The organism is Bradyrhizobium erythrophlei (genome assembly GCF_900129425.1).
Taxonomy (GTDB): domain Bacteria; phylum Pseudomonadota; class Alphaproteobacteria; order Rhizobiales; family Xanthobacteraceae; genus Bradyrhizobium; species Bradyrhizobium erythrophlei_C.
This window is the reverse complement of record NZ_LT670817.1, coordinates 1,104,516-1,128,804: the sequence shown is the minus strand read 5'-3', so window position 1 is coordinate 1,128,804 and position 24,289 is coordinate 1,104,516. Positions and strand designations below refer to the sequence as shown.

The following is a 24,289-nucleotide window of genomic DNA, read 5'->3' as shown; positions in this document are numbered from 1 at the left end:
CCGAATCTGCCGCGAGAACTGGGATCGAGCCAGATGCTGGTTCGCTTCTGCCTGCGAATGCTCGTCCTCGTTGCCTTCGCGACCTTCGGTGGCATCGGCTTCGGCCGAAGCCTTGCCATGCTGCTATGGATGTCCATCATTTTCAGCGCAGTCATGGGCTCCATCCGGCGCGAGTCGCCGTTCGGCGGAGTTCTCAATTACTGGGATGAAACCGTGGCGTACGCGACCGTGTACGCCCTGGTCGGCGCTGTCAGCCAGACCGTCCCGGTCTAAAACCGCGCGATCTTATACCGCGCCTATGAGATCGCCGCACCGTCTCCCTCGAATTCATACCCGGCCGCGAAGATATTGGGCGCGTGCGTGAGGCCGCCTCAAGGCGGCCTTGCCCGTCATCAGAAGGAATACCACCGTGAAGCTCGTCGAACCTCCATCGTGCAGTTCAGCATCTAACATCGTCTTTATCGGCAAGAACAGCCGCGGCGACTGGGTCGCCCAAGAACAGAACGGCCTTTACGGCGGCCTGTTCGTCAATCGCGCGCAAGCCGTCAAATACGCGCTGTTCGAGAACGGCCGTCACCCCGAAACAATCGTCGAGCTGGCGCGCGAAATCGAACTCGACATGGGCGGCAAGCTCCCCTCCTCCGAACTCGAAACCGTTGTCGCCGACCGCCCTGCCCGGCGTGTCGCGTGACACACCGAGCGGGCGCCACGCAAGGAGAGCAAAATGCTTCAACCTCATTCCGTTTCAAACCGGGAGCAGGTCATCGATACCATGATCGAGCTCACGCGCCTGTCCAGCCTGCGTCGCACCATCGTCGCCGGCAACGGCAGCCTGGATCTCTATCTTGCGCTGCGACGGCGCGGGTTCATGCGGGTAGCCACCACGGCAACATGCCGTATCCCAAAGGGGCAGCACGCGGTCGGCCTGATCACAGGTCAGAATTCCATTCAGGCCATTGAGGCTGCGCTTGCCGAAATATCGCAGTACCTCAACGCCAGCGCGGCCATTGCGGTGTTGATCGACTCCCGCGAGGGCTGCTTCAGCCTCAGAATTCGCGCGAAGCTGGAGCAGATGGGCTTCCGGATCGAGGCGGGGGCCAGATGCCAGGAAGGCCTCGTGCTGTCAGCGGTTCGGCAAGGCTTCGCCCCAATGGAAATCGCGGCCTGAAATCCGATGCCGGACAATGCAAACCCCGCCGCCTGGCTGGCAGGCTGCATACCCGATCTTCCCACGCCTTTCGATGAAAGGGGCGCGGTCGATCTGGCGGCCTTCGCAAGACTTTGCGAACGCCAGATCAAAGCTGATGTCCCGGCGATCGTGGTCTGCGAAACGGCCGGCGAGGCCTCTACGCTAACGCCCGAAGACCAGGACAGCATCATCCGCGCGGCCGTCGAGGTGGCGCGAGGCCGCATCCGCGTCATCGCCGGAGCGGGATCGAATTCAACCAGCCAGGCTATCGAATTGACGCAGCGCGCCGAAGCAGCCGGCGCCGATGCGGTGCTTTCGGTGGTGCCTTACTACAACAAGCCGATGCAGGCCGGCATTCATGCGCACTTTCGGGCAATCGCCATCTCGACCGCGCTGCCCATCATCCTGCATGACATTCCCTCCCGGACGATCCGCGAATTATCCGACGACACGCTCGCAGGGCTGGCGGAATCGAGGCAGTTCATCGGGTTGCGGGATGGAACCGGCGACATCGCGCGTCTTGCGCGCTTGCGGCAGCGGCTGCCGACGGGATTTCGACTGTTGTCCGGCGACGACGCCACCGCGCTGGCGTTTGTTGCGGGTGGCGGGGATGGCTCGATATCCCTGGTGTCGAACGTCGCGCCACGACTGTGTCAGGCGGTTTACTTGAATTGCCGGAAGGGACGGTTGCCGTCCGCGCGCTATTTGCAAAGCAGGCTGGCGCCGCTGACGGCCTCGCTCGTCAGAGAGAGCCCGGCGGCGCTGAAATATGCCCTGGGCCTGCTCGGCTTGATGCGCCCGGACACCCGCCTGCCGATCGTCGAATTGGACGAGCTGGCGAAAAGAGAAGTCGCCGACGCGATCGCGGAGATTGGCGATGATGAAGATCTCGCCTGCCCGATCGAACGTCGTCACGGGCCTCGCCTGCCCGAGGTTTCGGCCGCAACGTCGTAGAAGCGTCATTGTCGATGAATTCGAACGTTCAAGGGATGGAGTGGCACGCTAAAACGCTGCGTGCCTGGCAGCTGGCTATACTGCGGTTCGCCGTGACGCTGGACAATGCCGACCGATTGGCCGTGTTCAGAATCGCCGGTGAAATCGACAGGCTTGATCCACGGCAGCACGGCAACCCGGATTTCAGCTTCTTTCGCACAACCAGTGCGGAGCTTTGCGCTGCAATCCTGCGGCCGGGCGAGCCTGGTTCTGCTGTCTTGCGGCAATATCTGGCGCGAATTGACGACGACCGTCTCAAACGCGTCTTCGCGGCAGCCATTGAAGCGGACCGACCGGCGGTCGTCCCGATCAGGAGACCGGTCAAACGCGTCAATGACTTGTGGAAAGGGCTTTCGTCGCGACGCAATCATTAATCCGCTAATACGCGGGCTGCGCCTGATGGTATCGCCGTCTCACGTGCCCTTCGCGGAAGCGCCGTCAAAACGGTGCTTCTCGCGCCACTTCGGTCCGGGACCACGCATATAATATCGCTCCGGCCGGTATTTCCTGACCGGCCCGTCCCAGGATGGGCCCAGAAACGTCACCACGGCGCTGGCGGCGCCGCGGAGAACAGAAAGGAGAATGGATGCGGCGAGCGAAAGCCGTGACATGTGGTGCTCCCCCGGAAAAAGTTGGAATGGGCTGGCGCTAACGCTCTGTCGGCTCGGACGTGCGCGCCGTCCGGCCGTCATCGGGCCGATCGTAGCGAACACCGCGAAGCTCGAGTTCGCGCTCCATCCGGCGCAATTTTGCACTGGCGATGGCCTCGATCATGTTCTTCAGGAAGCCGTTGACGCGGCTTACGGCGGTACGCGCGTGGACGCTAACGTGCTTTCCTAGCGTTCTGCCGAACCGGTAGCCGCCCGATGAGCGGTTTCGCGCCATCAGATACGACCGATAATCATCGTCGTAGATCAGTTCGGGATCTTTTTCATCGCCTGTCAGGAAATGAGCCATCTTCGATTCTCCACCGCAGCTCATCGTGCGAGCCGTTGGTCCGAAGATGCGGACGGGTGCATAGGAAATCGAGGCGGTCGGCTGCGCTGTCTCATAGCCACGCTATAAACGCCGCTCCAGACCCGGAGGCGGCGGCATCGCTTCTGCCCGCGTCTTTATATCTCTCCTATGCGACGCAGCGCCGATCCCTCTCGCATTCCTATGGCATCGTCGGCACATCATGCGCATTGGATTCGGGAGGCCGCCGTGGCCACGCCCGGACCCGTCATCGGTCAACGCGCAATGATCGCCATGCAGCTCACAAGCCCGGATCTTTCACGACGGCAGGCGCCGGGACGTTCGACCGCTGCGATCGATCAGGACGGCCAGCGCTCCGGCATGTTGCCGCCCGACCAGCCCCCAACCGCACCCGAGGGGCCCGCAACCGTCACCGCTCAATTTCAGCCGCTCGATCCCGGTATCGTCAATGACGCGATCCCGGCATTTTTCATCGGCCGCAACAAGGAAGGCTTCTGGGTCGCCCGTGACGTCAAGGGACAGATCGGCGGAATTTTCCTGCTCGAGAACTCCGCGGTATCGTTTGCAAGACGGAATAGCCGGCCGGCTGGATGCGCAACGATCTATCCGCACGGTCGGATCGAACTCGACCTGGAAAACAAGGGTAATCCGTTTGCCGTGCACCTCGTATCCATGCTGCGGCTTACGAAGCGTCCTCGGCGGCGAATAGCCGCCCTCATCGCCAGAATGAGGCAAGCGGTCAAACGCCGGCTGGGCGATTTTCACGCCTTTTGAATCGATTTCACGCCTTTTGAATCGAAGCGGCCGCACAACGGCAGCAACAGACACCGCTCGGCTTCTCTGAGCGAGGATTTCGACCATGACCATGCTGACGCACCCCCGGGGGCCGCTCGAGCAGGCTGCCGATTCATCGGGCAGGCTGGATACCGTCGGGACGGCTGCCGCAAAAGCGCACCTGGCGACCATCAAACGCTTCTGTATCTGCGCCCTTACCGTCCTGGCGGCAGGGGGCGTGTTCGCCGCCATCATCGCCCTCAAGGCCACAATTTACCTGTCGCGCTTGAATTATTGACACACGCCGGGTGCAGGATCGGGTATCCAGACGGTTCTGAATGGCGATTCTGCGCGGCCCGGATGGCGGGAGGTGAGCGCGCGTCCTGTTTCGCCGAGGCGCTTGGGGGGATCCGATGAGCAGCGCAGACCTGTCCACCACGCTAGACCGCATTCTCAACACCGCCGCGGACAACCTCAGATTCGCAAAAATTCTGGTTCAACTGGGCCTCGACCCCAACAACATCACCTATGACGCACTAGCCAACCGTCTTCTGGAAATTGTCCTGCACAATATCACGCTTGCCAACATGTTCGCCCTGGTCGGGGCGATCTTCTTCGTCGCCACGCTGCTGACGCAAACGATGGTGCCGCTGCGCGTCGCCAACATGATCGGTTGCGTATTCTTCGCCGGCTTCGGCGCGCTCAGCGGAACCGTCACGACCTTTCTCTTGTATCTCCTGATGGTCCCCATCAATGCTTTTCGCCTCCGCCAAATGCTCGTTCTCGTCAAAAAGGCGCGCGGCGCCACGCAGGGCGACACCTCGATGGAATGGCTCAAACCGTTCATGACCGAGCGAAAATATCGCAAGGGCGATATCCTGTTCAGGAAGGACGATGCCGCGAACGAAATGCTGCTGACTGTCACCGGAAAATTCCTGGTGAAGGAAATCGGCGTCGAACTTCCGCCGGGACGTCTGATGGGTGAACTCGGGTTTCTCACCCCCGATAACCGCCGGACCGCGACGATCGAATGCATCGAGGCCGGCCATGTGCTGACCATCACTTACGAAAAGCTGCTCGAAATCTACTTTCAGAACCCGCAGTTCGGCTATTACTTCCTGGTCCTGACCAGCCAGCGCCTGCTGGAAAACATCGCGCGGCTCGAAGGAATTATTGCGCAGGCCAAGATCGCGCCGCAGGCTGCCGCCACGCCCGGCTGACGCCGAGGCGCGATGAGATGAGGTTAGATTGAGCTACGACGCAACGGAAACTTTACCTCTCCCATCGGGAGAGGTCGGCGCGTAGCGCCGGGTGAGGGGTTACGGTCTATCGTTGATGCAGCACCCCCCTCACCCGATTTGCTGCGCAAATCGACCTCTCCCCGCTGGGGAGAGGTGAACCCAAGTGTCCAGACCGATTCAATCCAATACCATCTTGCTCGAAGCGTGATCGCCGCGGCTGCACGGTCGGTATCCGTTCACTCCGCCGCGCTGCGCGTCTCGGCGCATCTCGGCGCGGACCGCGCAGAACTTGAATTCGGGAATCTTGCCGAAGGGATCGAGCGCCGGATTGGTCAACAAATTGGCCGCGGCTTCCGCGTAGCAGAACGGCATCAACACCATGTTCTCCGGCACGTCGCGATCGCTGCGCACCTTGATCTCGACCGCGCCGCGGCGGGTTTGCAGCCGGATGAGGCCTCGCATCAAAAGATAGCAACGTTGTTCCAATACAACCGGCACGGTGATAGGCTGTTTAACAAGCGAGGGACCACAATGCTGCGTCGGAAACTGTTTTTGAAGCTGGGGGCGCCGCGCCTGGGTGTCGCGCGCCGCTTGCCCTACCTTGACGCCACCGGCCGGTGCATGCGCCAGTGAATCACGACGATGTTTGACCGAGCCTATCGGCAGCGCCTCGAAGCTGATCTTGCGCAATGGGAGGCCGATGGCGTGATTACGCCTGCGGCCCTCGCCACCATCCGCGTTGCGCTTCCGCCACTCGGTCCCGGCATCAAAATCCCTGTGGTGGTAGCCATCGTCGGCGGCCTGCTGATTGCGGCTGCGTTCCTGGCTTTCGTCGCTGCCCATTGGACGGAACTGGCACGCCTGGCGCGCTTGGCAATTCTGCTTGCCGGTATCGTTGGTGCCCATGGCCTCGGTGCCTGGTTCGGCCGTGCGGGTCGGCCGGTCCTCGCCGACCTTTGCACAGCCGTGGGCTCGATCATCTTTGGCGCCGGGATCGCCCTGGTCGGCCAGATGTATCACCTGGGTGGGGACTTTGCAGGCGGTATGCTGCTGTGGACGATGGGCGCACTCGCCGCGGCAGCGCTTACCGGCTCGCGCGGTGCGCTCGCGGTTGCGCTGGTCGCCGCAAGCATATGGAGCAGTATGCGCGTCGTTGAAATTCGTGACGTCCCGCATTTTTCGTTCGTGGCGATCTGGCTCATTGCCACCGGCCTTGCGCTAGCCTGGAACTCGCGCGTGGCGGCCCACCTCGTCGCGCTGGCCGCGCTTCCGTGGTGGATCGCTACGGCGCTCGCGGTCGGACTCGAACCGCCATTCGTTCTCGACGACGGTGCAGCCTTGCTGTTCGGTGCAGGACTCGCGCTTGCCGCGGCGCCGTGGCAGAGGGCGTCTTCCGCAGGCGCCGTCCTGTCAATCTACGGCGCCTTTTCGCTAGCCGGCGTCGCCACCCTGGAGGTGGCAACGGCTAACGACCTCTTCCGTATCCACACGGGGGCCGTAAGCCAGCCGCTTTGGGCGATTTCATGCGGCGTCGCGGGAGCGATCTTTGCCTTTGCGGTCGCCGCGACGACGCGCCGGGCCGGCGCAGCCTTTGCTGGAATTGCGATTGGGCTCGTCCTTCTTGCAGCGGCGGTATCGACGCCACCACAAGCGGGGGAGCCATGGCTCGCCTACGCCTTCGAACTCTGCGCCATGCTCTGCCTTGTCGTCTCCGGCATGCTTGATAGTGCACGCCCGCGGATCGTCGCCGGCTGGCTCGGGATCGCCGGTGTCATTGCGGCAATCACATGGGCGGTGAAGGGCTCGCTGCTGCATCGCTCAATGTTCCTCGCCGTGGCCGGCGCCGTCGCTATTGCACTTTCTCTGGTGCTCAATCGCTTACTGCCGAGAACCCGCGAATGATTAAAACCTCCACCACATCCCTCGCTGAACTTTTGGCACACATCCCGAAAATCGTGCTGTTCGGCGTCACCGCCCTTGTTCAGGTCGCGCTGCTGACCCTGATGATCATCGATCGAATCCAGGTCCTGCGCGACGGCACCGAAGTAACCCTGCAGACCCGTCCGGTTGATCCGCGCGATCTCCTGCGCGGTGACTATGTTGTCCTCGGCTACGACATCTCGCGATTGCCGGCAGGTTCGCTCCTGAACCAGCCCACCGGCACACGCAACCCCATGGTGTTCGTCAAGCTCGCGCCCAATCGCGACGGACTCTACGAAGCGGTCTCGGTACATGCCGATGCCGTGGCGGTCGCAAGTCCCGATGTGTTGATCCGCGGGCGAGTCGTGTCCGGTGCCACCTGCGGCTCACGTGGGCGCGCCTTCTGCGATCAGCTGCAGGTTCGCTATAATCTTGAAAGCTATTTCGTTCCCGAAGGCGAGGGCCGGAAGCTTGAACAGGCCCGCAACCAACGCAAGTTGACGGTTGTCGCGGCAATCCTGCCGTCAGGGCGCGCCGCCATCAAGCGGCTATTGGTCGATGGCGAACCGATCTATGAGGAGCCGTGGTTTTAGCACTGCCTACTCCGCCGCGACGCGCTGCTCCACTTTTTCGGCCTTGACCGCGCAGAACTTGAATTCGGGAATCTTGCCGAAGGGATCGAGCGCCGGATTGGTCAACAAATTGGCCGCGGCTTCCGCGTAGCAGAACGGCATGAACACCATGTTCTCCGGGACGTCGCGATCGGAGCGCACCTTGATCTCGACCGCGCCGCGGCGCGTCTCCAACCGGACGAAATCGCCCGGACGCACGCTCATCCGCCGCATGTCCTTTGGCGACATGAACGCCACCGCCTCGGGCTCGATCTGGTCGAGCACCATGGAACGTCGCGTCATCGAGCCGGTGTGCCAATGCTCCAGCACGCGGCCGGTGGAGAGCACCATCGGATAGTCGTCGTCGGGCAATTCGTCCGGCGGCACTACATGCGCCGGCACGATCTTGCCGCGGCCACTCTCGGTCGGATATCCCGTCGTAAAGATGATCTCGTTGCCGGGCTGATGCGGGTCGTCGACCGGATAGGTCACCGCACCCTCGCGCACCAGCCGCTCCCAGGTGATGTTCTTCAGCGACGGCATCACCTCGGTCATTTCGGCGAAGACGTCGGCGGGGCCGTCGTAGCGCCAGTCGAGCCCCATGCGTTTGGCGATTTCCTGGATGATCCACAGATCCTGGCGCGCATCGCCGGGCGGCTTGATCACCTCGCGCGCCAATTGCACGCGGCGGTCGGTATTGGTGAAGGTGCCGGATTTCTCCGCGAACGCCGAAGCCGGCAGGATCACGTCGGCATGAAACGCGGTCTCGGTGACGAACAGGTCCTGCACCACGAGATGATCGAGCATCGCCAGCGCCTCGCGGGCGTGCTGCAGATCGGGGTCCGACATCGCGGGATTTTCGCCCTCGATATACATGCCGTTGATCTCGCCGGCATGGATCGCGTTGATGATCTCGACCACGGTGAGACCGCGAACCGGATCGAGGTCGTAATGCCAGAGATGCTCGAACGGCTCGCGCAGGTCGGTGCGCCCGACCGGCTGATAGTCCGGCAGGAACATCGGAATCAGTCCGGCGTCGGAGGCGCCTTGCACGTTGTTCTGTCCGCGCAGCGGATGCAGGCCGGTACCGGGACGGCCGACCTGTCCGGTGATCAGCGCCAGCGCGATCAGGCAGCGCGCGTTGTCGGTGCCGTGCACATGCTGGCTGATGCCCATGCCCCAGAAGATGATCGAGGCCCGCGAGCGCGCATACAGCCGCGCCACTTCGCGCAAGGTCTCGGCCGGAATGCCGCAGATCGGCTCCATTTTCTCCGGCGTGAATTCCTTGATGCGCGCCTTCAGATCGTCGAAACCCTCGGTATAGCCGGCGATATATTGTTCGTCGGTGAGGCCTTCGGTGATGATGGTGTTGATCATCGCGTTCAGCATCGCGACGTCGCTGCCTGGCTTGAACTGCAAATTCAGGTGGGCGTGACGCGACAGCGACTGCCGGCGCGGATCGATCACGATCAGCTTGGCGCCCTTCTTCGCGGCGTTCTTGATGAAGGTCGCGGCGACCGGATGATTGACGGTCGGATTGGCGCCGATCACGATGATGACTTCGGCGTCCATCGCGGCGGCGAACGGCGCCGATACCGCGCCGGAGTTGAGGCCTTCCATCAGCGCCGCCACCGAGGAGGCGTGGCACAGCCGCGTGCAGTGATCGACATTGTTGGAGCCGAAGCCGGTGCGTACCAGCTTCTGAAACAGATAGGCTTCCTCGTTCGATCCCTTGGCCGAGCCGAAGCCGGCGAGCGCTTTCACGCCCTTCTCGTCACGGATCTTGACGAGGCCTTTAGCCGCGATATCGAGCGCCTCTTCCCAGGAAGCTTCGCGGAAATGCGTGAAGGGATTGGCCGGATCGACCTGGTCGTTGGCGTCCTTCTTCGCGTTCGGCAGCCGCACCAGCGGCTTGGTCAGGCGATGCGGATGATGGATGTAATCGAAGCCGAAGCGGCCCTTGACGCAGAGCCGGTTGTGGTTGGCCGGGCCGTCGCGGCCTTCGGCATAGATCACCTTCTCGTCCTTGACCTGATACGTCACCTGGCAGCCGACGCCGCAGAACGGGCACAGCGAGTCGACCTTCCGGTCCGGATAGGTGACGCGGGTCTGGTTCTCATCGAGCATCACCGCCGGCATCAACGCGCCGGTCGGGCAGGCCTGCACGCATTCACCGCAGGCCACGCAGGTCGATTCACCCATCGGATCGTCGAAATCGAATACGATCTTGGAATCGTGGTTGCGATAGGCCATGCCGATGACGTCGTTGACCTGGACCTCGCGGCAGGCGCGCACACACAGGCCGCACTGGATGCAGGAATCGAGATTGACCCGCATCGCCGGATGGCTGGCGTCGCCGTGCCAGCGCTCGGCCGCCGGAAACCGGCTTTCGGTCACCTCGACCTTTTCGGCCCAGTGCCAGAATTTCGAATCGGGATCGTGCGAGGTTTCGCGCGCCGGCTGATCGGCGACCAGAAGCTCCATCACCATCTTCTGCGCCGCGACCGCGCGCGGACTGGCCGACTTGACCTTCATGCCGACGCTCGGCGTGCGCTTGCAGGAAGCCGCCAGCACGCGTTCGCCCTCGACTTCCACCATGCAGGCGCGGCAATTGCCGTCGGGCCGGTAATCCGGTTCCGGCGAATAGCACAGATGCGGAATTTCGCGGCCCTGGCGCTTGGCCACCTGCCAGATGGTCTCGCCGTCGATGGCCTCGACCTGTTTGCCGTCGAGTTCGAACTGGATTTTTGTCATTCCGCGGCCTCTTTCGGCACGAATTCTTCCGGAAAATATTTAATCACTGTGGTCAGCGGATTCGAGGCCGCCTGGCCGAGACCGCAGATCGAGGCATCGCGCATCGCCTGGCTCAATTCGTCGAGCAATTCGCGGTTCCACACCGGTTTTTCCATCAGCAACGCGGCCTTCTGGGTGCCGACCCGGCAGGGCGTGCACTGGCCGCAGCTTTCGTCCTCGAAGAAACGCATCAGGTTCAGCGCTGCAGCTTTGACGCTGTCCTGCTCGGACAGGATCATGACGGCGGCGGAACCGATGAAGCAACCGTATTTTTCCAGCGTGCCGAAATCGAGCGGAATATTGTCCATCGCGGCCGGCAGGATACCGCCGGAGGCGCCGCCGGGCAGATAGGCGTGGAACGTGTGCCCGTCGGCCATCCCGCCGCAGAACTCGTCGATCAATTCACGCACCGTGACGCCGGATGGCGCCAGCTTCATGCCGGGGTTCTTGACCCGCCCCGACACCGAAAAGCTGCGCAGGCCGTGGCGGTCGTTGCGGCCCTGGCTTTTCCACCAGTCCGCGCCTTTTTCGACGATGTCGCGCACCCACCACAGGGTTTCGATATTGTTGATCAGCGTCGGCAATCCGAACAGCCCGACCTGGAACGGGTATGGCGGCTTGTGCCGCGGCAGCCCGCGCTTGCCTTCGATGCTTTCCAGCAGCGAGGATTCCTCGCCGCAGATATAGGCGCCGGCGCCGCGGCGCATGTGCAGCACCGGACCTCCCGGCGGCAGCTTTGCGATCTCACGGTTGAGAATTTCGCGCGAGGCCGGATATTCGTCGCGGATGTAGATGTAGATGTCGGGCGCTTCCACGACATGGGCGCCGATCAGCATGCCCTCGATAAAGCGATGCGGATCGGTTTCGAGATAATAGCGATCCTTGAACGTGCCGGGCTCGCCCTCGTCGCCGTTGATCGCCATCAGCCGAGGCCCGGCCTCGCCGAGCACCGCGCGCCACTTTCGTCCCGTCGGAAACCCGGCGCCGCCGAGACCGCGCAAGGACGCATCGTCGAGCGCCTTGAGCAGGTCTTCCCTGGGCAATGCGCCCGAACGCAGGCGCTTCAACAGCGCATAGCCGCCGCCGGCGACATAGGCGTCGTAATCGATGTAGTCGGGCAGGTGCGCGTGGGTGTCGCCGCCCTTCGCCGCCGCCAGCACGCTGGCCACGCTGGCGTGATCGACAAAGTGATGACCGACCTCGGCCGCGGGCGCGGTATCGCAGCGGCCGACGCAGGGCGCGCGCACCACGCGAATGCCGGGGCCGGCTTCGGTCTGCAAGTCCTGCAGCAGTTTTTCCGCACCCAGCATCGCGCAGGTCAGGGAATCGCAGACCCGAATGGTCAGCGGCGGGATATTGGCCTCGCCTTCCTTCACCACGTCGAAATGCGCGTAGAAGGTCGCGGTCTCGAATACTTCCGCGAACGACAGCTTCATCTCGTCGGCGAGGGCGGCGAGGTGGGCCGCGGAAATCTGCCGGTAGGTGTCCTGGATCAGATGCAGATGCTCGATCAGGAGGTCGCGCCGCCGCGGCCGGTCGCCAAGCAGAACTTCAATCTCGTGCGCAGCGGTCGGATCGACCTGGCGTCCCTTGGGCGTGGATTTGGCGCGCTTTCGCCCTTCGCCCGGGTGTTCGAACGAGCGGACCTGTTGCACATCATGACTCATTGAAACGTCTCGTTCTCACCGTCGGTGCGCACGACTCTAGTTCTTGGCATGCCACATGCCAAGAGAAATAATGTCGCCCACAGAATGATTTAAGGGGCACGCAGCCATGGCTGTCATGCCCCTCGATAGCCACGGATCAGCCGACCATGGTCTCAGGTCTTGTCCATGCAGTCTTCGATGTAGAACCAGCGGTCGTCGCCGGCCAGTCCCTTCGCCTTCACCTCTTTGCGACAGGCCATGAGCTTGGGCTTGTTCGCCTTCCATTTCGTACGCATCTCCTTGAGGCGTTCAACCGTCAGTTTCATCCTCGAGGGTTTCGCGGGGGCTGGAGCCGGAGCAGCTGACGGAGCCGGAGTGGCTGCCGGAGCCGTCGTCTGGGCCGAAGCCGTATGGAGGGCGCCCGCGACAAGCAGCATGGCGGCGAGACAAACACTGGTGCGACGCATCAAAATCCCCTGCTCTTTTTCGTTGATTGGTTGGCAAAAACGGTGTCCGCGGGACGCGACTTGAACGTCCCGCGGCGGTGAGGCGGCGGTCAGAAGATCTTGATCGCGCTTTCCAGCGTCTTGTACACACCCCAGGCCAGCGGGATGCCGACAAAGGCCCAGAACAGCGCGGCTTTGCCATCGAATCCGCCCCTGCCGATGCCGAACGACCCTTGCTGCACGCCGGCCGCGCTCGTCGCGCTCGCCGCCTGCAGCTTGGCGACCTCGTCAGCACTCATGTGCCATTTGGGGTCGACGGGCTTGATCATGTAGTTGCAGATCAGGCCAGCGATCAGCATGGCGCACAGGATGTACATGGTGGTGTCATAGAGGTGGTCGCGCGGCACCCCGGCGGCGAGCTGGAACTCGCGGAGATAGTTCACCACCACCGGGCCGATGATGCCGGCGGTCGACCACGCGGTGAGCAGCCGCCCGTGAATGGCGCCCACGAACTGCGTTCCGAACATGTCGGCGAGATAGGCCGGCACCGTCGCGAAGCCGCCGCCATACATCGACAGGATGATGCCGAAAGCGAGCACGAACAGAACCTTGCTTCCGATCGCCGCGAACGTCGGCGCCAGCGCGTAGAGCGCGATGCCGAGCAGGAAAAAACAGTAATAGGTGTTCTTGCGGCCGATATAGTCCGACAGCGACGCCCAGAACACCCGGCCGCCGATGTTGAACAGCGAGATCAGGCCGGCGAAGCCGGCCGCAATCCCCGCGATGATGGTTTTCTGTTCAGCAGAAAGCTGGCTGAAGCTCAAATCGGGCAATCCGATCAGCTTGCCGGCGAATATTTCCTGCAGCATCGGCGAGGCCATGCCGATCACCCCGATGCCGGCCGACACGTTCAAACACAGCACCCACCAGATCAGCCAGAACTGCGGCGTCTTGTGCGCGTTGTCGAGATGCACGTGATGTTCGGAGATCATCGTCTTTTTTTCGCTCGGCGGAGTCCAGCCGTCGGGACGCCAGCCGGCCGGCGACACGCGATAGGCGAACGCGCCGATCATCATGAAGACGAAATAGATCACACCCATGGTGGCGAAGGTTTCCCAGACACCGACCGAGGTCGAGGTCTTGAAGTAGTTGATCAGCAAATTCGCCAGCGGCGCGCCGATCATGGCGCCGCCACCGAAACCGGCGATGGCAAATCCGGTCGCCATGCCGCGGTGGTCCGGGAACCATTTAATCAGCGTCGAAACCGGGGAAATGTAACCGAGGCCGAGACCGACGCCGCCGATGACGCCGGCACCGAGCCACATGATCCAGAGCTGATGGACGTAAACGCCGAACGCACCGATGATCAGGCCGCCGCCCCAGCACAGCGCCGCAACGACGCCGGCCTTGCGCGGCCCGACGCGCTCGAGCCAGCCACCCCAGATCGCGGCGGACACGCCGAGCAGGACGAAGAACAGCGTAAACATCCAGCCGAGGCTGGCGACGCGCCAGTCGCAGGTGGTGGTGAAGAGTTCCTGCATCAGCGACATGTCGGGGCAGGCCTTCGACGCCGTCAGCCCGATCGCGCGCGACAGCGGCAGCCAGAACACGCTGAAGCCGTAGGCCATGCCGATGCACAGATGAATGCAGAGCGCCGCCGGCGGCACCAGCCACCGGTTGAAGCCGGCCTTTGCAATGGTGTGCTCGCGGTCGAGAATTCCCGCGCCGGCGCCGGTCATCGTTCCTGCGCGTTCAATTGTCGCCATCGTTTCCTCCCCTACAGCCACCCTTGCCGGGCATGTCTGCCGTCCACGATCCCGTTATCTTAAGTTCTGCCACGGCGTGCAAGCATGGGCCTTGCTGCTCCGCACCATTCCGAGATGCGCCGGGATCGCGGAGCGCAGTCGAAAATTCAACACCTGAGGGGACGGAATATGCGGTTCGCCCTGGCCCGTCCGGGCGCCCAGAATTCTCTGCCCAGGATTGCGCGCCATGATACCGGCACGAATCTGCCCCGCCCCCGCAGAGAATGACAATTGGGACAGAAGCCGGGGTCGGTGTCGATAGGCAAATGGTAGCGATGTCAGGAGTTTCGGCGGCTCGACTGCAGGAAGCTACGGCCTCGTGGCGCCAGGCGACACGTCATTCGGCTTTTCTATCAGGCCATTCGCTTTTTCAATCAAGAACACGATCTGCCGTTCCGCACGTTCGGTAATCTCGACCTTATCGCCGGTTTCCCGGATCAAATTGGGGATGTCGATCACCGACAGGGGATCGGTGCAGTGCACCTCCAGGAGATCGCCCGGCTGCAACGCCTTCAGCGCCTTGCGTGTTTTCAATGCCGGCAACGGACATTTAAGTCCGGTGAGATCGAGCCTGGTCGTGGTCATGCGCACCTACATGGCGAAGCGGGCCGGCATCGTCAACGGACATCGCCTGTTGCGGCGAGGATCAGGTCAGGCTCGCATAGGACAAAAACCCAACGGTCTGGCCAGGCTCGACCCGCGTGATTGTTTCGCCGAGTTCCACCAGCCCGTCGGTGTCGACCAGCGACGACAGCAGTCCCGCCCCCTCGCGCGGAAATTTCGTCGCTTCGAGCACGCCGTCGGGCGCTTTGCGCAGCGTGACCCGGACATATTCGCGGCGGGCGATTTTCTTCTTGTAGCTGAAGGCGGCGCGGACCGGCATCGGAACCAGCGGCTGGGGCGCGGCGCCCGCCAGCGCCAGCACGGTCGGGCGCACCACATGGACGAAGGTGACAAAACTCGCCACCGGATTGCCCGGCAGTCCGATGAACGGCGTGCCGTCGACAATGCCCATGGCGACGGGACGCCCGGGCTTGATCGCCATCCGCCACAGCACCAGGGAGCCTGCGCTTTCGACACTGGCCTTGACGTGGTCCTCTTCGCCGGTCGATACGCCGCCGGTGGTCAGGATCAGGTCATGGGTGCCAGCGACCTGCTTCAGGCCTGATGCCAGCGACGCGCGGTCGTCGCCGACAATACCGAGATCGCTGACCGCGCAGCCGAGCCGGCCCAGCATCGCCATCAGCATGAAGCGGTTGGAGTCGAACTGTTGCGCCGCGGCGCGCGGTGCCCCCGGCGATACCAGTTCATTGCCGGTGGAAAACACCGCGACCCGGATGCGCCTGATCACCCCGACATCGGTCAGGCCGAAGGCGGCCATCAGCCCGACATCCTGCGGCCGCAGCCGCCGGCCGGCGGCCAGCGCCGAAGACCCGATCGGAATATCCTCGCCTGCGGGGCGCACATTGGCGCCGGGTTTCAGACCGGCCGGGAGGACGACCCGGCCGTCTCCGTCGATACGGACATCTTCCTGCATGAACACGGTGTCGGCGCCATCGGGCATCGGCGCGCCGGTGAAAATCCGCGTGGCGTGGCCTGGCTTGGCCGGCGCTTGCGCCGATGCGCCGGCCTGGACGCGCCCGGTCACGGGAAATGCCGCTTCCTCCTGATGCGGAAGATCGCCGCCGCGCACCGCATAACCGTCGACGGCGGAATTGGTGAAGGGCGGCAGCGGCAATGGCGCGGAAATATCGGAAGCGAGGATGCGGCCGTCGGCCTGGTTAAGCGGGACGGTCTCGACCTCACGTACCGCCGTCACCCGCGCGGCGATGATCCTTACGGCCTCATCGACCGACATCATCGGCCCGCCGAAGGCAAAGCAATCGTCGGACAATTGCGCCATTTTGGCTCTCAGGTTTCGGGGACGCCTTGCGCCAGCACGTCTTCGACTGGGATCGCCGCCCCCTGCATCATAGCCGCGATGGCCGGGATGTCATCGAGATGGGCGACCGGCAGGGTGGTTTCAACCGCCGTATCGGTGGCGATGCCGGCAATGCCGGGATCGTCCGGGAACAGCATTGGCTTGCCGTTGGCGGCGCGATGCACCTCGATCTTGCGGTGCGGCGCGCGCTTGAAGCCTTCGACGACGACCAAATCGACCCGCGACATCTTCGTCAGCAATTCCGGCAGCCGCGGCTCGGCGGCGCCGCGCAATTCATGCATCAGGGCCCATCGCCGGGCGGAAGACACCAGGACTTCCGCCGCACCCGACTGACGGTGCACCCAGGAATCCTTGCCCGGCACGTCGACGTCGAATTCGTGATGGGCGTGCTTGATCACGGACACGCGAAGGCCCTGCTTGATAAAATACGGGATGACCCGCGAAAGCAGCGTGGTCTTGCCGGCGCCGCTCCACCCGGCGAGGCCAATCACTTTCATCGATTTCTCCGAGCCGCCGGCGGAACCGGGCTATGCTTTGTCCTGAGGTGCTTTATATCGGGCAACGGGAGATGTCATGCTACCCTGTAACCTATGATGAAGATCGACAAAGCACCCGTCCCACTGATCGTTCCGAATCCCGGGGATCCGCGGCTGACCGAACGCGTCGCCGGCACCGATCAGACCGGGGCCACCGTCGAAATCAACGTCCCCGTCGAGCGGCCGCTGACGTTGTACCTGAACGCGCAGGAGATCGTCACCATGATGACGATCGGCGATTATCCGGAATATCTGGCGCTCGGCTATCTGCTCAACCAGAACATGCTGAAATACGACGACGTCGTCACCGAGGTCGAATATGACGACGATCTCCAGGTGGTGGTGGTGCGCACCGAGCACCACACCAATTTCGAAGCGAAACTAAAGAAGCGCACGCAGACATCGGGCTGCGCGCAAGGCACCACGTTCGGCGATCTCCTGGAGGCGGTCGAAAACGTGGCACTTCCCAAGGCGGAACTGCGGACGTCCTGGCTCTACCAGATGACGCATGCGATCAACACCATGCCCTCACTCTATCTCGAGGCCGGCGCCATCCACGGCTGCGTATTGTGCAAGCAGGGAACGCCGGTCTGCTACACCGAAGACGTCGGCCGCCACAACGCTGTCGACAAGATCGCAGGCTGGATCTATCGCCACGGCGTCGATCCCGCCGACAAGATTTTATACACCACCGGGCGGCTGACCTCCGAGATGATCATCAAGACGGTGCGGATGGGAATCCCGATCCTGGTGTCGCGCTCCGGCTTCACCGCCTGGGGCGTCGATCTGGCGCGGCAGGTCGGATTGACCCTGATCGGGCGCGCACGCGGCAAACGGTTCATCGCGCTGTCGGGCCAGGAGCGTATTGTCTACGACCAGAACCTCGCTTTCGTCGAGGAAGAATCCGCGCGGCACAAGCGCAAGGGCGGCGACCGTGACGAATGAAAATCGGGCGACGTCAAGCGACGCGCCGGCGACGTCAAGTGACGCGCCGGCGACACCCGGCGTGCTGCTCGCCGGCGGGCTGGCGCGGCGGATGGGCGGCGGCGACAAGCCGATGCGTCAGATCGGCGGCCGCACCATCCTCGCCCGCGTGATCGCGCGGCTGGAGCCGCAATGCGACGGGCTGATCCTCAACGCCAATGGCGATCCCGCGCGCTTCGCAGGTTTTGGACTGCCGGTGATCCCCGACACCGTGGAGAATTTCCCGGGTCCGCTCGCCGGCATTTTGGCGGCACTCGACTGGGCCGCGGCCAACCGGCCCGGTGTTGAATTTATTCTGAGCGCCGCGGCAGACTGCCCGTTCCTGCCGCGCGATCTCGTCGCACGGCTGCATCGCGCCCGCGCGGAGGAGAACGCGCAGCTCGCGGTCGCCGCCTCCGACGGACAGTCGCATCCGGTGATCGGACTATGGAGCGTGGCCTTGCGCGAACAACTTCGCCACGCGCTGGTGGTCGAAGACATCAGAAAGATCGATCGCTGGACCGCGCGCTACCCTCTCGCCACCGTGGAGTGGCCGGTCGAGCAGCTCGATCCGTTCTTCAACGCCAACACCATGGACGACATCGCCGCGGCCGAGCGGCTGGCGGCGCTGGACGGGGGGTAGTTTTCATCGCGAGCAAGGACTTTCGATCATCCCCATCAAGCCTAATCTGAACGGCCACACCGCTCTGGTAACAGGCGCATCGCGCGGCATCGGAGCGGCGATTGCCATCGCACTCGCCGAGGCGGGCGCCGCGGTCGCGGTCAACTATCGGGAACGCGCCGGTGAAGCCGATGCGGTCGTCGCCGGGATCAAGGAGTTGGGTGGCCGCGCGATCGCCATCGCCGCCGACGTCGCGCAAGCGGCCGCCGTCGCAAAACTGGTCGATCACACCGTAGCGGCCCTCGGTCCGATCGATATCCTGATCAACAATGCCGGCATGGCGATCGTGCGCGGCATCGACGATCTCACCGAAGCTGACTTCGATCAGACCATTGCGGTCAACCTCAAATCGGCTTTTCTCTGCACGCAGGCCGTCGTGCCCGCGATGCGCGCCAAAAAATGGGGCCGCATCGTCAACATCTCGTCCGGCGCGGCGCGCGGCGCCGGCGCGATCGGCGTGCACTACAATGCGTCCAAAGCCGGCATGGAAGGATTGACCCGCGGCTACGCGGCGCGGCTGGTCAAGGAAGGCATCACGGTCAACGCGGTGGCGCCCTCGCTGATCGAAACCGACATGATGCGCGGCCGTTCCGATCTCGCGCGCAACATTCCGGTTGGCCGCCTCGGGCATCCCGACGAGGTGGCGCAGGCGGTGCTGATGGTGCTCGGCAACGACTACATGACCGGACAGACGATTGTGTTGAATGGCGGTCTGGCGTTCATTTGATTGGGCTCCATTTCCGCTGTCGTCCCTGCGAACGCAGGGACCCATACGCCGTGCCCCTTCGGTGAAACGCTGTAGCAGTCGCCTTTTGCTATCACTTACGACGGTTGTAATGGGCCCCCCGTTTTCGCGGGGACGACTCGTTGAGAGAAATCGTTACGCCTTCCGAAACCCCGCCGCTTCCAGCGCCGCGCGGCTTTCCTCGGACGCCAGCGCCTCCAGAAACGCCTGCACCGCGGGGCGATTTTTACGCGCCGTCACCAGCGCGAAGTCATAATGCTCTTCCGCCAGCGGAATGAATCCGAGCCCGGCCGCATGCGCGACCGGCGCGATCGTCATGCCCCAGTCGGCGCGGTGCTGCGCGATCGCCGCGGCGACCGCGTTGTGCGACTTCGGCTGGTTCCAGTAGCCGTCGGGACGCGCCCCGCCGAGCAGCCGATCGATCAGGATGCGTGTGCCCGCGCCCTGGTTGCGGTTGACCATGATACAGGTGGGATCGGCGAGCGCCGCGCGCACCGCGCCTTGCGCGCTCAACCCTTCGAACCGCTTGTCGCCCGAGCGAAACACGATGCCCTGCATCCGCCGCCAGCCCGCAATCAATTCAAGTCCGTCGGCGAGAAACGGCGTGTTGTAGGTCTCGCTCGCCTCGTCGAACAGATGGATCGGCGCGAAATCGCACTCGCCGCGCTTGGCTGCAGCGAGACCGCCCAGACTTCCCACCGCAATCGAACGCACCGAGAGACCGGCGCGCGAAAGCGGCGCGGTCACGAGATCAAGCCCGGTGCAGTGGCTGCCGACGATCACGAGATCGGGCACCCGCACATGCGGCGTGAACAGCGTCACCTCGGCCTCGGTGCCAACAGGCATCTGATCGGCCAGCGCATCGATTTTCAAAAAACCGTCGGCCTGCGCGAAGGAGGTGATGGCGCCGGAGCCCTTGCCGGAGGGATAGGCGATCAAGCCGTCGTCGCCTTCGACCAGCGAGACCATGACGAATTCGGTGCGGCCGAGTTCGGAAGCAATCCGCACCGGAACTCTTGCCATCACCTTGGCATCGGAGCGCGGCGGCAGGCCAGCCATGCGGCGCAGCACCGGCACGATCATGTCGTGGAAGGTGAACATCGCCGAGGTCGGAAATCCCGGCAGGATCACCACCGGCTTGCCGTCGCAGACCGCGAGACACAGCGGCTTGCCCGGTTTCAGCGCCACACCATGGGCGATGATGCCGGGTTTTCCCAGCCGCGCGATGATGCGATGGGAGACGTCGCCGGCGCCCTTCGAGGTGCCGCCGGACAGCACCAGCATGTCGCTGGTTTCCAGCGCCTTGCGCATCGCGGCTTCGAGTTTTTCCTCGTCGTCGGCAATGGCACCGAAAAACATCGCATCGCCGCCATTCTCGCTCACCGCGGCGGTGACGATGGCGCCGTTGGTGTCGTAGATCGCGGCCGGCCGCAGCGGGCCGCCCGGCTGCACCAGTTCGTCGCCGGTGGAGATGACAGCGACCCGTGGCCGGCGCGCGACCGAAACCTGCGCGATGCCGGAGGCCGCGAGCATGCCGATCTCGCGCGATCCGATCAGGGTGCCGGCGCGCAGCAGCGCCTCGCCGCGCGCGATGTCGGAGCCGGCATAGGAGATGAATTGTCCCGGCGAGGCGGCCCGTCTGATCTCGATCGCGCGGAGGCCAGCAGGCTGGGTATGCTCGACCATGACGATGGCATCGGCGCCGCGCGGCACCGGACCGCCGGTCGCGATCGACGTGGCCGTTCCCGACAGCACCGGCCGCGTCGGCGCGGTGCCGCACGCGATTACTTCGTCGTTCAAGATGACGCGGACCGGCGCCGCTTCACTCGCCCGCGCGAGATCGGCCGAGCGCACCGCAAAGCCGTCGACATTGGATCGATCGAACGGCGGCACGTCGATCGGGGCCACGATATCCACGGCAAGCGCGCAGCCGAGTACGTCGGCGACCGGCCGCGGCTCGCTCGGGATCGGGCGCGGAAACAGCGCGGCTTCGAACCGCTCAAGCGCATCTTCGCGCGACAGGATGGTCAGGAACTGGTCCTGATCGACGCCGTCGCGGTCTTTCGGCACGGGCACATTGGTCATGTCGGAACCCATATCAGTCCCGCAGCATATAGGCACCGGCCGGCGCGCCCGCCGCAAACCCCTCGGAGCCGCCTGATACTGCCAGCCATGCATCGGCGCGGGCGATGGCCTCGAGCGAGAGGTCACCGACCGCGAGCGGCATCCAGGCGTCTTCGGTTTTTTCGAGCAGGACGATTTCGGCGATGCCGACCGTTGAGGCAATCTTGCGCGCCAGCGGCCGGGTGACCACCCGCCGCGGCCGAAGCCCGGACAATCGGTCGAGCACGGGAAGCACCAGCGTCCACCACGCCGCCAGCGCCTGATCCGGCGCGCCCGGCAGCGCAATGACGGGAATGGCTCCGATCCTGCCGACGGCGGAAGTCCGGCCCGGCTGCAGCGCAATGCCGTGCGCGACAACCTCGCCGCGCTGCGCCAAGGCGGCGATCACCGCGTCGGTGCGGCCGATACCGCTGCCGCCCGTCGTGACCAGCACGTCGCACGCGCCGGGGTCGATCGCCCCGGCGATCGAGGCCGCATCGCGCCCTGCAGCCTCGGTGCGGACAACATCAGCGCCGGCAGCGCGCGCATTTTCCGCAATCAGCTGCGCCGTCGCCGCGTTGCCTGTGGCCGCGGGAATATTGACGACGCGCAGGCGCGGGCGGCGGACGTTCAGTTTCTCCAAACCCGTTGTGCGCGCGATCAGGAGATCGAGCGGACCAACGCGGCGCCCGGGGGTGATCACGGAACCTGCTTGCGCGATGTCGCCGCCGGTCCGGCGAACGCCCTGCCCCGGTACCGCCTCCGCCAGCACCTGAACCATCGGGCCGCTCTGATCGACCGAATCGGCATCGATGACGCAATCGCACGCCTCCGGCATGGGATCGCCGGCTTCGACCCAGACCGGCGGCTTGGCCAATGGCAGCGGCGTATAGGACGACGCGCCGACGAGGTCGCCGGCGCGCAGCGCCCAGCCATCGGCGGCGGCGATGTCGCGCGGCGGAAACGCGCCAGGTCGAGGCATATCGGCGGCGACGCAGCCCAGCGCGTCGGCAAGCGGAAGCGCTTTTGGCGCGACCGGCTCAAGACGATGCAGCAACGCGGCGAGCGCCACGTCGAGCGGCGTAAGCGAAGCCGGCAGGCGCTGGGAGGGGATCATGAGGGCCTTCTTAGCCACTGCTGCGGGCGAGGAAAACTCCCGTCACAGGTCTGTCTCATTTGATTTCAATGGGCTCAGACATACTTCCGGGCAAAATCCGAACGTTCGCCGCAAAGACCCTGACCGAGGCAGATAAGCCCGATTTGGATCTGAAGCAAAGATCTCGTCATAAACCTGCGGACTGCCACCACGCTCGGCCTGCAAATTCCGGATAAACTCGCTCTCGCCGACGAAGTTATCGAACAGCGAATTCGTCGCTGCCATGATTCTGCTTCTGGCACTTTTCGGAAGTAGCGAGCCAAGTCAGCGATGTCGGTTCGAGGTCGGTGAAACCCGTGAAAGAAAAGCGCGGACTTGCGTAGCGGCATCGCGTGTTGGTGAGATGCGGCGACGCATCAATGCGTTACCACGATGAAATCCGTGTCGTTTCCAGTCTCGTTGCTAAGTGCGTTGTCGGAAATAATCAATGAAGAGGCCGGCGTCAGTAGTTCCGAGATCCTCTCAACCGTATCCTGGGGTATTTCGATGCGGTCGAGGGCAGCGTTGGCTTTATCGGGCGACGGTACCGATAGAGCGGTTCGCTTCGCGGGCGCTGCGCGCTCTTTCGTGGCAGCCCTGGACATGCGAGGAAATTCCTCCGGGATCGACACGACAGTCCAGCGAATGGCCGCAGCCCCGTTCTGGAATTCCATTGCGGTAAACACGTGCGTTCCCAGCGGCTCCTCCGGATTTTCGATCTCGACCGGGACATCGAACAACGGCGTGAAGCCCTGGCGCACGAAGAGCTTGCTCAACTTACGACTCACGAAGACGGAGATCGGAACCATCTTTTTAGGTGCGCCTCCAGCAGGAGCCGAGCCTGGAACCGGGAGACTAGTGGTTTCCGGAGTCTCCGCGTTGGACACTGCTGATCCATTCGTTGCCGCGGCTGTACTCGCGGCTGTACCAATGCTCTTGCCCGCGACGGTGGCGGTCTGAAACTCCGGCGAACCGGACACGGCTTTCGGCTCAAAAAGGTGCGGATTGGTTATCTCGACCGGCTGGACCTCGTCGCGTGCAATGATCACGCGCGTGCCGCGCTTCGTGAGATGCCAGAGTCGAACGGCAAAGTCATTTTTCAAACGGATGCAGCCGTGTGACGCCGGATGCCCAGGCACGACACCGGCATGCAATGCTATCCCTGACCAGGTGATGCGCTGCATGTAGGGCATGGGGGCAGCGCTATAAATATTTGAACGGTGCCATCGTTGTTTGCTGATCACGCTGAACACACCGAGGGGCGTAGGATGCCCCTGAACTCCCGTGGACACCGAAGAGCGTGCGATCAGAGCCCCGTTGTCAAAAAGCGAGACCCGTTGGTCTGCGATCGAGATGATGATCTGGAGCGGGCCCTTCGGACGGTCCTCGGGCCGCGCGTTCTTCGGCAATTCAGATTTTGTGTGCCTGTGTTCGTGCTTCTGCTCGAATGGAGCGTGATCGCCCCACGAAGACCTGTCTTGGGGCCACGACAGAAACTGAGCGTGTGCGATCCCTGCAGAAAGCATAAAAGCGGCGAAAGTTATTAATAAAGTTTGCTTCCTCATTCAGCACCTCATGCAGAGTTGCATGCGAGGTCGAATCAAAAAACGCGGCGTTGCCGACTACAACCTCTGCTTCAAATCTGGTCGCAGTTGGTCGAAAATGGGACCGTATTCACAATTGCGAGGTCATTTGCTGGAAGAAGACAATCGGCCACAACAATTGCTTGCCGGCGCCACGTTGCATTCGGGCAACACTCTTTGGAAAAATTGATGACCTGAAGTTTGCGC

General features: G+C 63.5%; 26 protein-coding genes and 1 pseudogene. 13 read left to right on the top strand and 14 right to left on the bottom strand.

All coding sequences use genetic code 11. The annotated features are described in order from the left end of the window. Positions 1 to 33 precede the first annotated feature (33 nt). From B5527_RS05405 to B5527_RS05385, 5 genes are all read left to right on the top strand, one after another. A complete protein-coding gene (locus B5527_RS05405; protein ID WP_245332508.1) occupies positions 34 to 273 on the top strand; it encodes a hypothetical protein in 240 nt (79 codons plus the stop codon). A gap of 136 nt (positions 274 to 409) precedes the next feature. Then, a complete protein-coding gene (locus B5527_RS05400; RefSeq protein WP_079607088.1) occupies positions 410 to 691 on the top strand; it encodes a hypothetical protein in 282 nt (93 codons plus the stop codon). A gap of 33 nt (positions 692 to 724) precedes the next feature. Beyond that, positions 725 to 1,168, top strand: a complete 444-nt coding sequence (locus B5527_RS05395) for a hypothetical protein (RefSeq protein ID WP_079600373.1) — start codon at positions 725 to 727, stop codon at positions 1,166 to 1,168. 6 nt (positions 1,169 to 1,174) lie between these two features. After that, positions 1,175 to 2,143 (top strand): 4-hydroxy-tetrahydrodipicolinate synthase, encoded by a 969-nt coding sequence (gene dapA / locus B5527_RS05390; RefSeq protein WP_079600372.1) that lies wholly within the window; start codon positions 1,175 to 1,177, stop codon positions 2,141 to 2,143. Positions 2,144 to 2,157: 14 nt separating this feature from the next. Next, entirely contained in the window at positions 2,158 to 2,556 is a 399-nt protein-coding gene (locus B5527_RS05385) for a hypothetical protein (RefSeq protein WP_154072032.1), read from the top strand. A 39-nt stretch (positions 2,557 to 2,595) separates the two neighbouring features. Here the strand turns inward: B5527_RS05385 and B5527_RS05380 are convergent, their stop codons facing one another. Further along, on the bottom strand, positions 2,596 to 2,793 hold the full coding sequence (locus B5527_RS05380) for a hypothetical protein (RefSeq protein WP_079600370.1): 198 nt from the start codon (positions 2,791 to 2,793) through the stop codon (positions 2,596 to 2,598). 37 nt (positions 2,794 to 2,830) lie between these two features. Continuing rightward, entirely contained in the window at positions 2,831 to 3,139 is a 309-nt protein-coding gene (locus B5527_RS05375) for a hypothetical protein (RefSeq protein WP_079600369.1), read from the bottom strand. A 246-nt stretch (positions 3,140 to 3,385) separates the two neighbouring features. Here B5527_RS05375 and B5527_RS05370 point away from each other — a divergent pair, with 246 nt between their 5' ends. The 3 genes from B5527_RS05370 to B5527_RS05360 all read left to right on the top strand — a co-directional run bounded on the left by B5527_RS05370 (position 3,386) and on the right by B5527_RS05360 (position 5,151). Next, entirely contained in the window at positions 3,386 to 3,931 is a 546-nt protein-coding gene (locus B5527_RS05370; protein ID WP_154072031.1) for a hypothetical protein, read from the top strand. 85 nt (positions 3,932 to 4,016) lie between these two features. Then, complete coding sequence (locus B5527_RS05365) at positions 4,017 to 4,229, top strand: hypothetical protein (RefSeq protein ID WP_079600367.1); 213 nt, start codon at positions 4,017 to 4,019, stop codon at positions 4,227 to 4,229. A gap of 115 nt (positions 4,230 to 4,344) precedes the next feature. Then, a complete protein-coding gene (locus tag B5527_RS05360; RefSeq protein ID WP_079600366.1) occupies positions 4,345 to 5,151 on the top strand; it encodes a Crp/Fnr family transcriptional regulator in 807 nt (268 codons plus the stop codon). A 257-nt stretch (positions 5,152 to 5,408) separates the two neighbouring features. Here B5527_RS05360 and B5527_RS05355 read toward each other — a convergent pair. Then, positions 5,409 to 5,622, bottom strand: a pseudogene (locus tag B5527_RS05355) (molybdopterin dinucleotide binding domain-containing protein); the annotation flags it as partial. Between the two features lie 192 nt (positions 5,623 to 5,814). On the opposite strand from B5527_RS05355, the gene B5527_RS05345 reads away from it, so the two are divergent. Together B5527_RS05345 and B5527_RS05340 are read left to right on the top strand one after the other, a co-directional pair. Continuing rightward, positions 5,815 to 7,074 carry a DUF2157 domain-containing protein gene (locus B5527_RS05345; protein ID WP_079600363.1) on the top strand — a complete coding sequence of 420 codons (1,260 nt, stop codon included), beginning with the start codon at positions 5,815 to 5,817 and terminating at the stop codon, positions 7,072 to 7,074. After that, a complete protein-coding gene (locus B5527_RS05340) occupies positions 7,071 to 7,685 on the top strand; it encodes a GDYXXLXY domain-containing protein (protein WP_079600362.1) in 615 nt (204 codons plus the stop codon). Before B5527_RS05345 ends, B5527_RS05340 begins: the two co-directional genes overlap by 4 nt. Positions 7,686 to 7,691: 6 nt before the next feature. On the opposite strand, the gene fdhF is transcribed toward B5527_RS05340, so the two are convergent. From fdhF to mobB, 7 genes are all read right to left on the bottom strand, one after another. After that, complete coding sequence (fdhF, locus tag B5527_RS05335) at positions 7,692 to 10,457, bottom strand: formate dehydrogenase subunit alpha (protein WP_079600361.1); 2,766 nt, start codon at positions 10,455 to 10,457, stop codon at positions 7,692 to 7,694. Further along, positions 10,454 to 12,163 (bottom strand): NADH-ubiquinone oxidoreductase-F iron-sulfur binding region domain-containing protein, encoded by a 1,710-nt coding sequence (locus tag B5527_RS05330; RefSeq protein ID WP_079600360.1) that lies wholly within the window; start codon positions 12,161 to 12,163, stop codon positions 10,454 to 10,456. Before B5527_RS05330 ends, fdhF begins: the two co-directional genes overlap by 4 nt. 152 nt (positions 12,164 to 12,315) lie before the next feature. Continuing rightward, complete coding sequence (locus B5527_RS05325) at positions 12,316 to 12,609, bottom strand: hypothetical protein (protein ID WP_079600359.1); 294 nt, start codon at positions 12,607 to 12,609, stop codon at positions 12,316 to 12,318. Between the two features lie 89 nt (positions 12,610 to 12,698). Continuing rightward, positions 12,699 to 14,354 (bottom strand): OFA family MFS transporter, encoded by a 1,656-nt coding sequence (locus tag B5527_RS05320; RefSeq protein ID WP_079600358.1) that lies wholly within the window; start codon positions 14,352 to 14,354, stop codon positions 12,699 to 12,701. A gap of 348 nt (positions 14,355 to 14,702) precedes the next feature. Then, complete coding sequence (locus B5527_RS05315) at positions 14,703 to 14,978, bottom strand: sulfurtransferase TusA family protein (protein WP_079600357.1); 276 nt, start codon at positions 14,976 to 14,978, stop codon at positions 14,703 to 14,705. A 61-nt stretch (positions 14,979 to 15,039) separates the two neighbouring features. Beyond that, a complete protein-coding gene (glp, locus tag B5527_RS05310) occupies positions 15,040 to 16,296 on the bottom strand; it encodes a gephyrin-like molybdotransferase Glp (protein WP_079600356.1) in 1,257 nt (418 codons plus the stop codon). An 8-nt stretch (positions 16,297 to 16,304) separates the two neighbouring features. Further along, entirely contained in the window at positions 16,305 to 16,832 is a 528-nt protein-coding gene (gene mobB / locus B5527_RS05305) for a molybdopterin-guanine dinucleotide biosynthesis protein B (protein ID WP_079600355.1), read from the bottom strand. Between the two features lie 93 nt (positions 16,833 to 16,925). On the opposite strand from mobB, the gene fdhD reads away from it, so the two are divergent. The 3 genes from fdhD to B5527_RS05290 are packed head-to-tail and all read left to right on the top strand — an operon-like array spanning position 16,926 to position 19,243. After that, entirely contained in the window at positions 16,926 to 17,816 is an 891-nt protein-coding gene (fdhD, locus tag B5527_RS05300) for a formate dehydrogenase accessory sulfurtransferase FdhD (RefSeq protein ID WP_079600354.1), read from the top strand. Further along, positions 17,806 to 18,477, top strand: coding sequence for a molybdenum cofactor guanylyltransferase MobA (mobA, locus tag B5527_RS05295; RefSeq protein ID WP_079600353.1), 672 nt, complete (start codon positions 17,806 to 17,808; stop codon positions 18,475 to 18,477). Before fdhD ends, mobA begins: the two co-directional genes overlap by 11 nt. Next, complete coding sequence (locus B5527_RS05290) at positions 18,404 to 19,243, top strand: SDR family NAD(P)-dependent oxidoreductase (RefSeq protein WP_338065124.1); 840 nt, start codon at positions 18,404 to 18,406, stop codon at positions 19,241 to 19,243. The genes mobA and B5527_RS05290 overlap by 74 nt, the downstream gene beginning before the upstream one ends. Before the next feature lie 153 nt (positions 19,244 to 19,396). On the opposite strand, the gene B5527_RS05285 is transcribed toward B5527_RS05290, so the two are convergent. The 4 genes from B5527_RS05285 to B5527_RS05275 all read right to left on the bottom strand — a co-directional run bounded on the left by B5527_RS05285 (position 19,397) and on the right by B5527_RS05275 (position 24,064). Further along, positions 19,397 to 21,346: a molybdopterin biosynthesis protein gene (locus B5527_RS05285; RefSeq protein WP_079607087.1), complete on the bottom strand. Its 1,950-nt coding sequence runs from the start codon at positions 21,344 to 21,346 to the stop codon at positions 19,397 to 19,399. A 13-nt stretch (positions 21,347 to 21,359) separates the two neighbouring features. After that, positions 21,360 to 22,481 (bottom strand): molybdopterin-binding protein, encoded by a 1,122-nt coding sequence (locus tag B5527_RS05280; protein ID WP_079600351.1) that lies wholly within the window; start codon positions 22,479 to 22,481, stop codon positions 21,360 to 21,362. 42 nt (positions 22,482 to 22,523) lie between these two features. After that, positions 22,524 to 22,745, bottom strand: a complete 222-nt coding sequence (locus B5527_RS43475) for a hypothetical protein (RefSeq protein WP_154072028.1) — start codon at positions 22,743 to 22,745, stop codon at positions 22,524 to 22,526. A gap of 131 nt (positions 22,746 to 22,876) precedes the next feature. Continuing rightward, positions 22,877 to 24,064 carry a L,D-transpeptidase gene (locus B5527_RS05275; protein WP_079600350.1) on the bottom strand — a complete coding sequence of 396 codons (1,188 nt, stop codon included), beginning with the start codon at positions 24,062 to 24,064 and terminating at the stop codon, positions 22,877 to 22,879. Between the last annotated feature and the right edge of the window lie 225 nt (positions 24,065 to 24,289).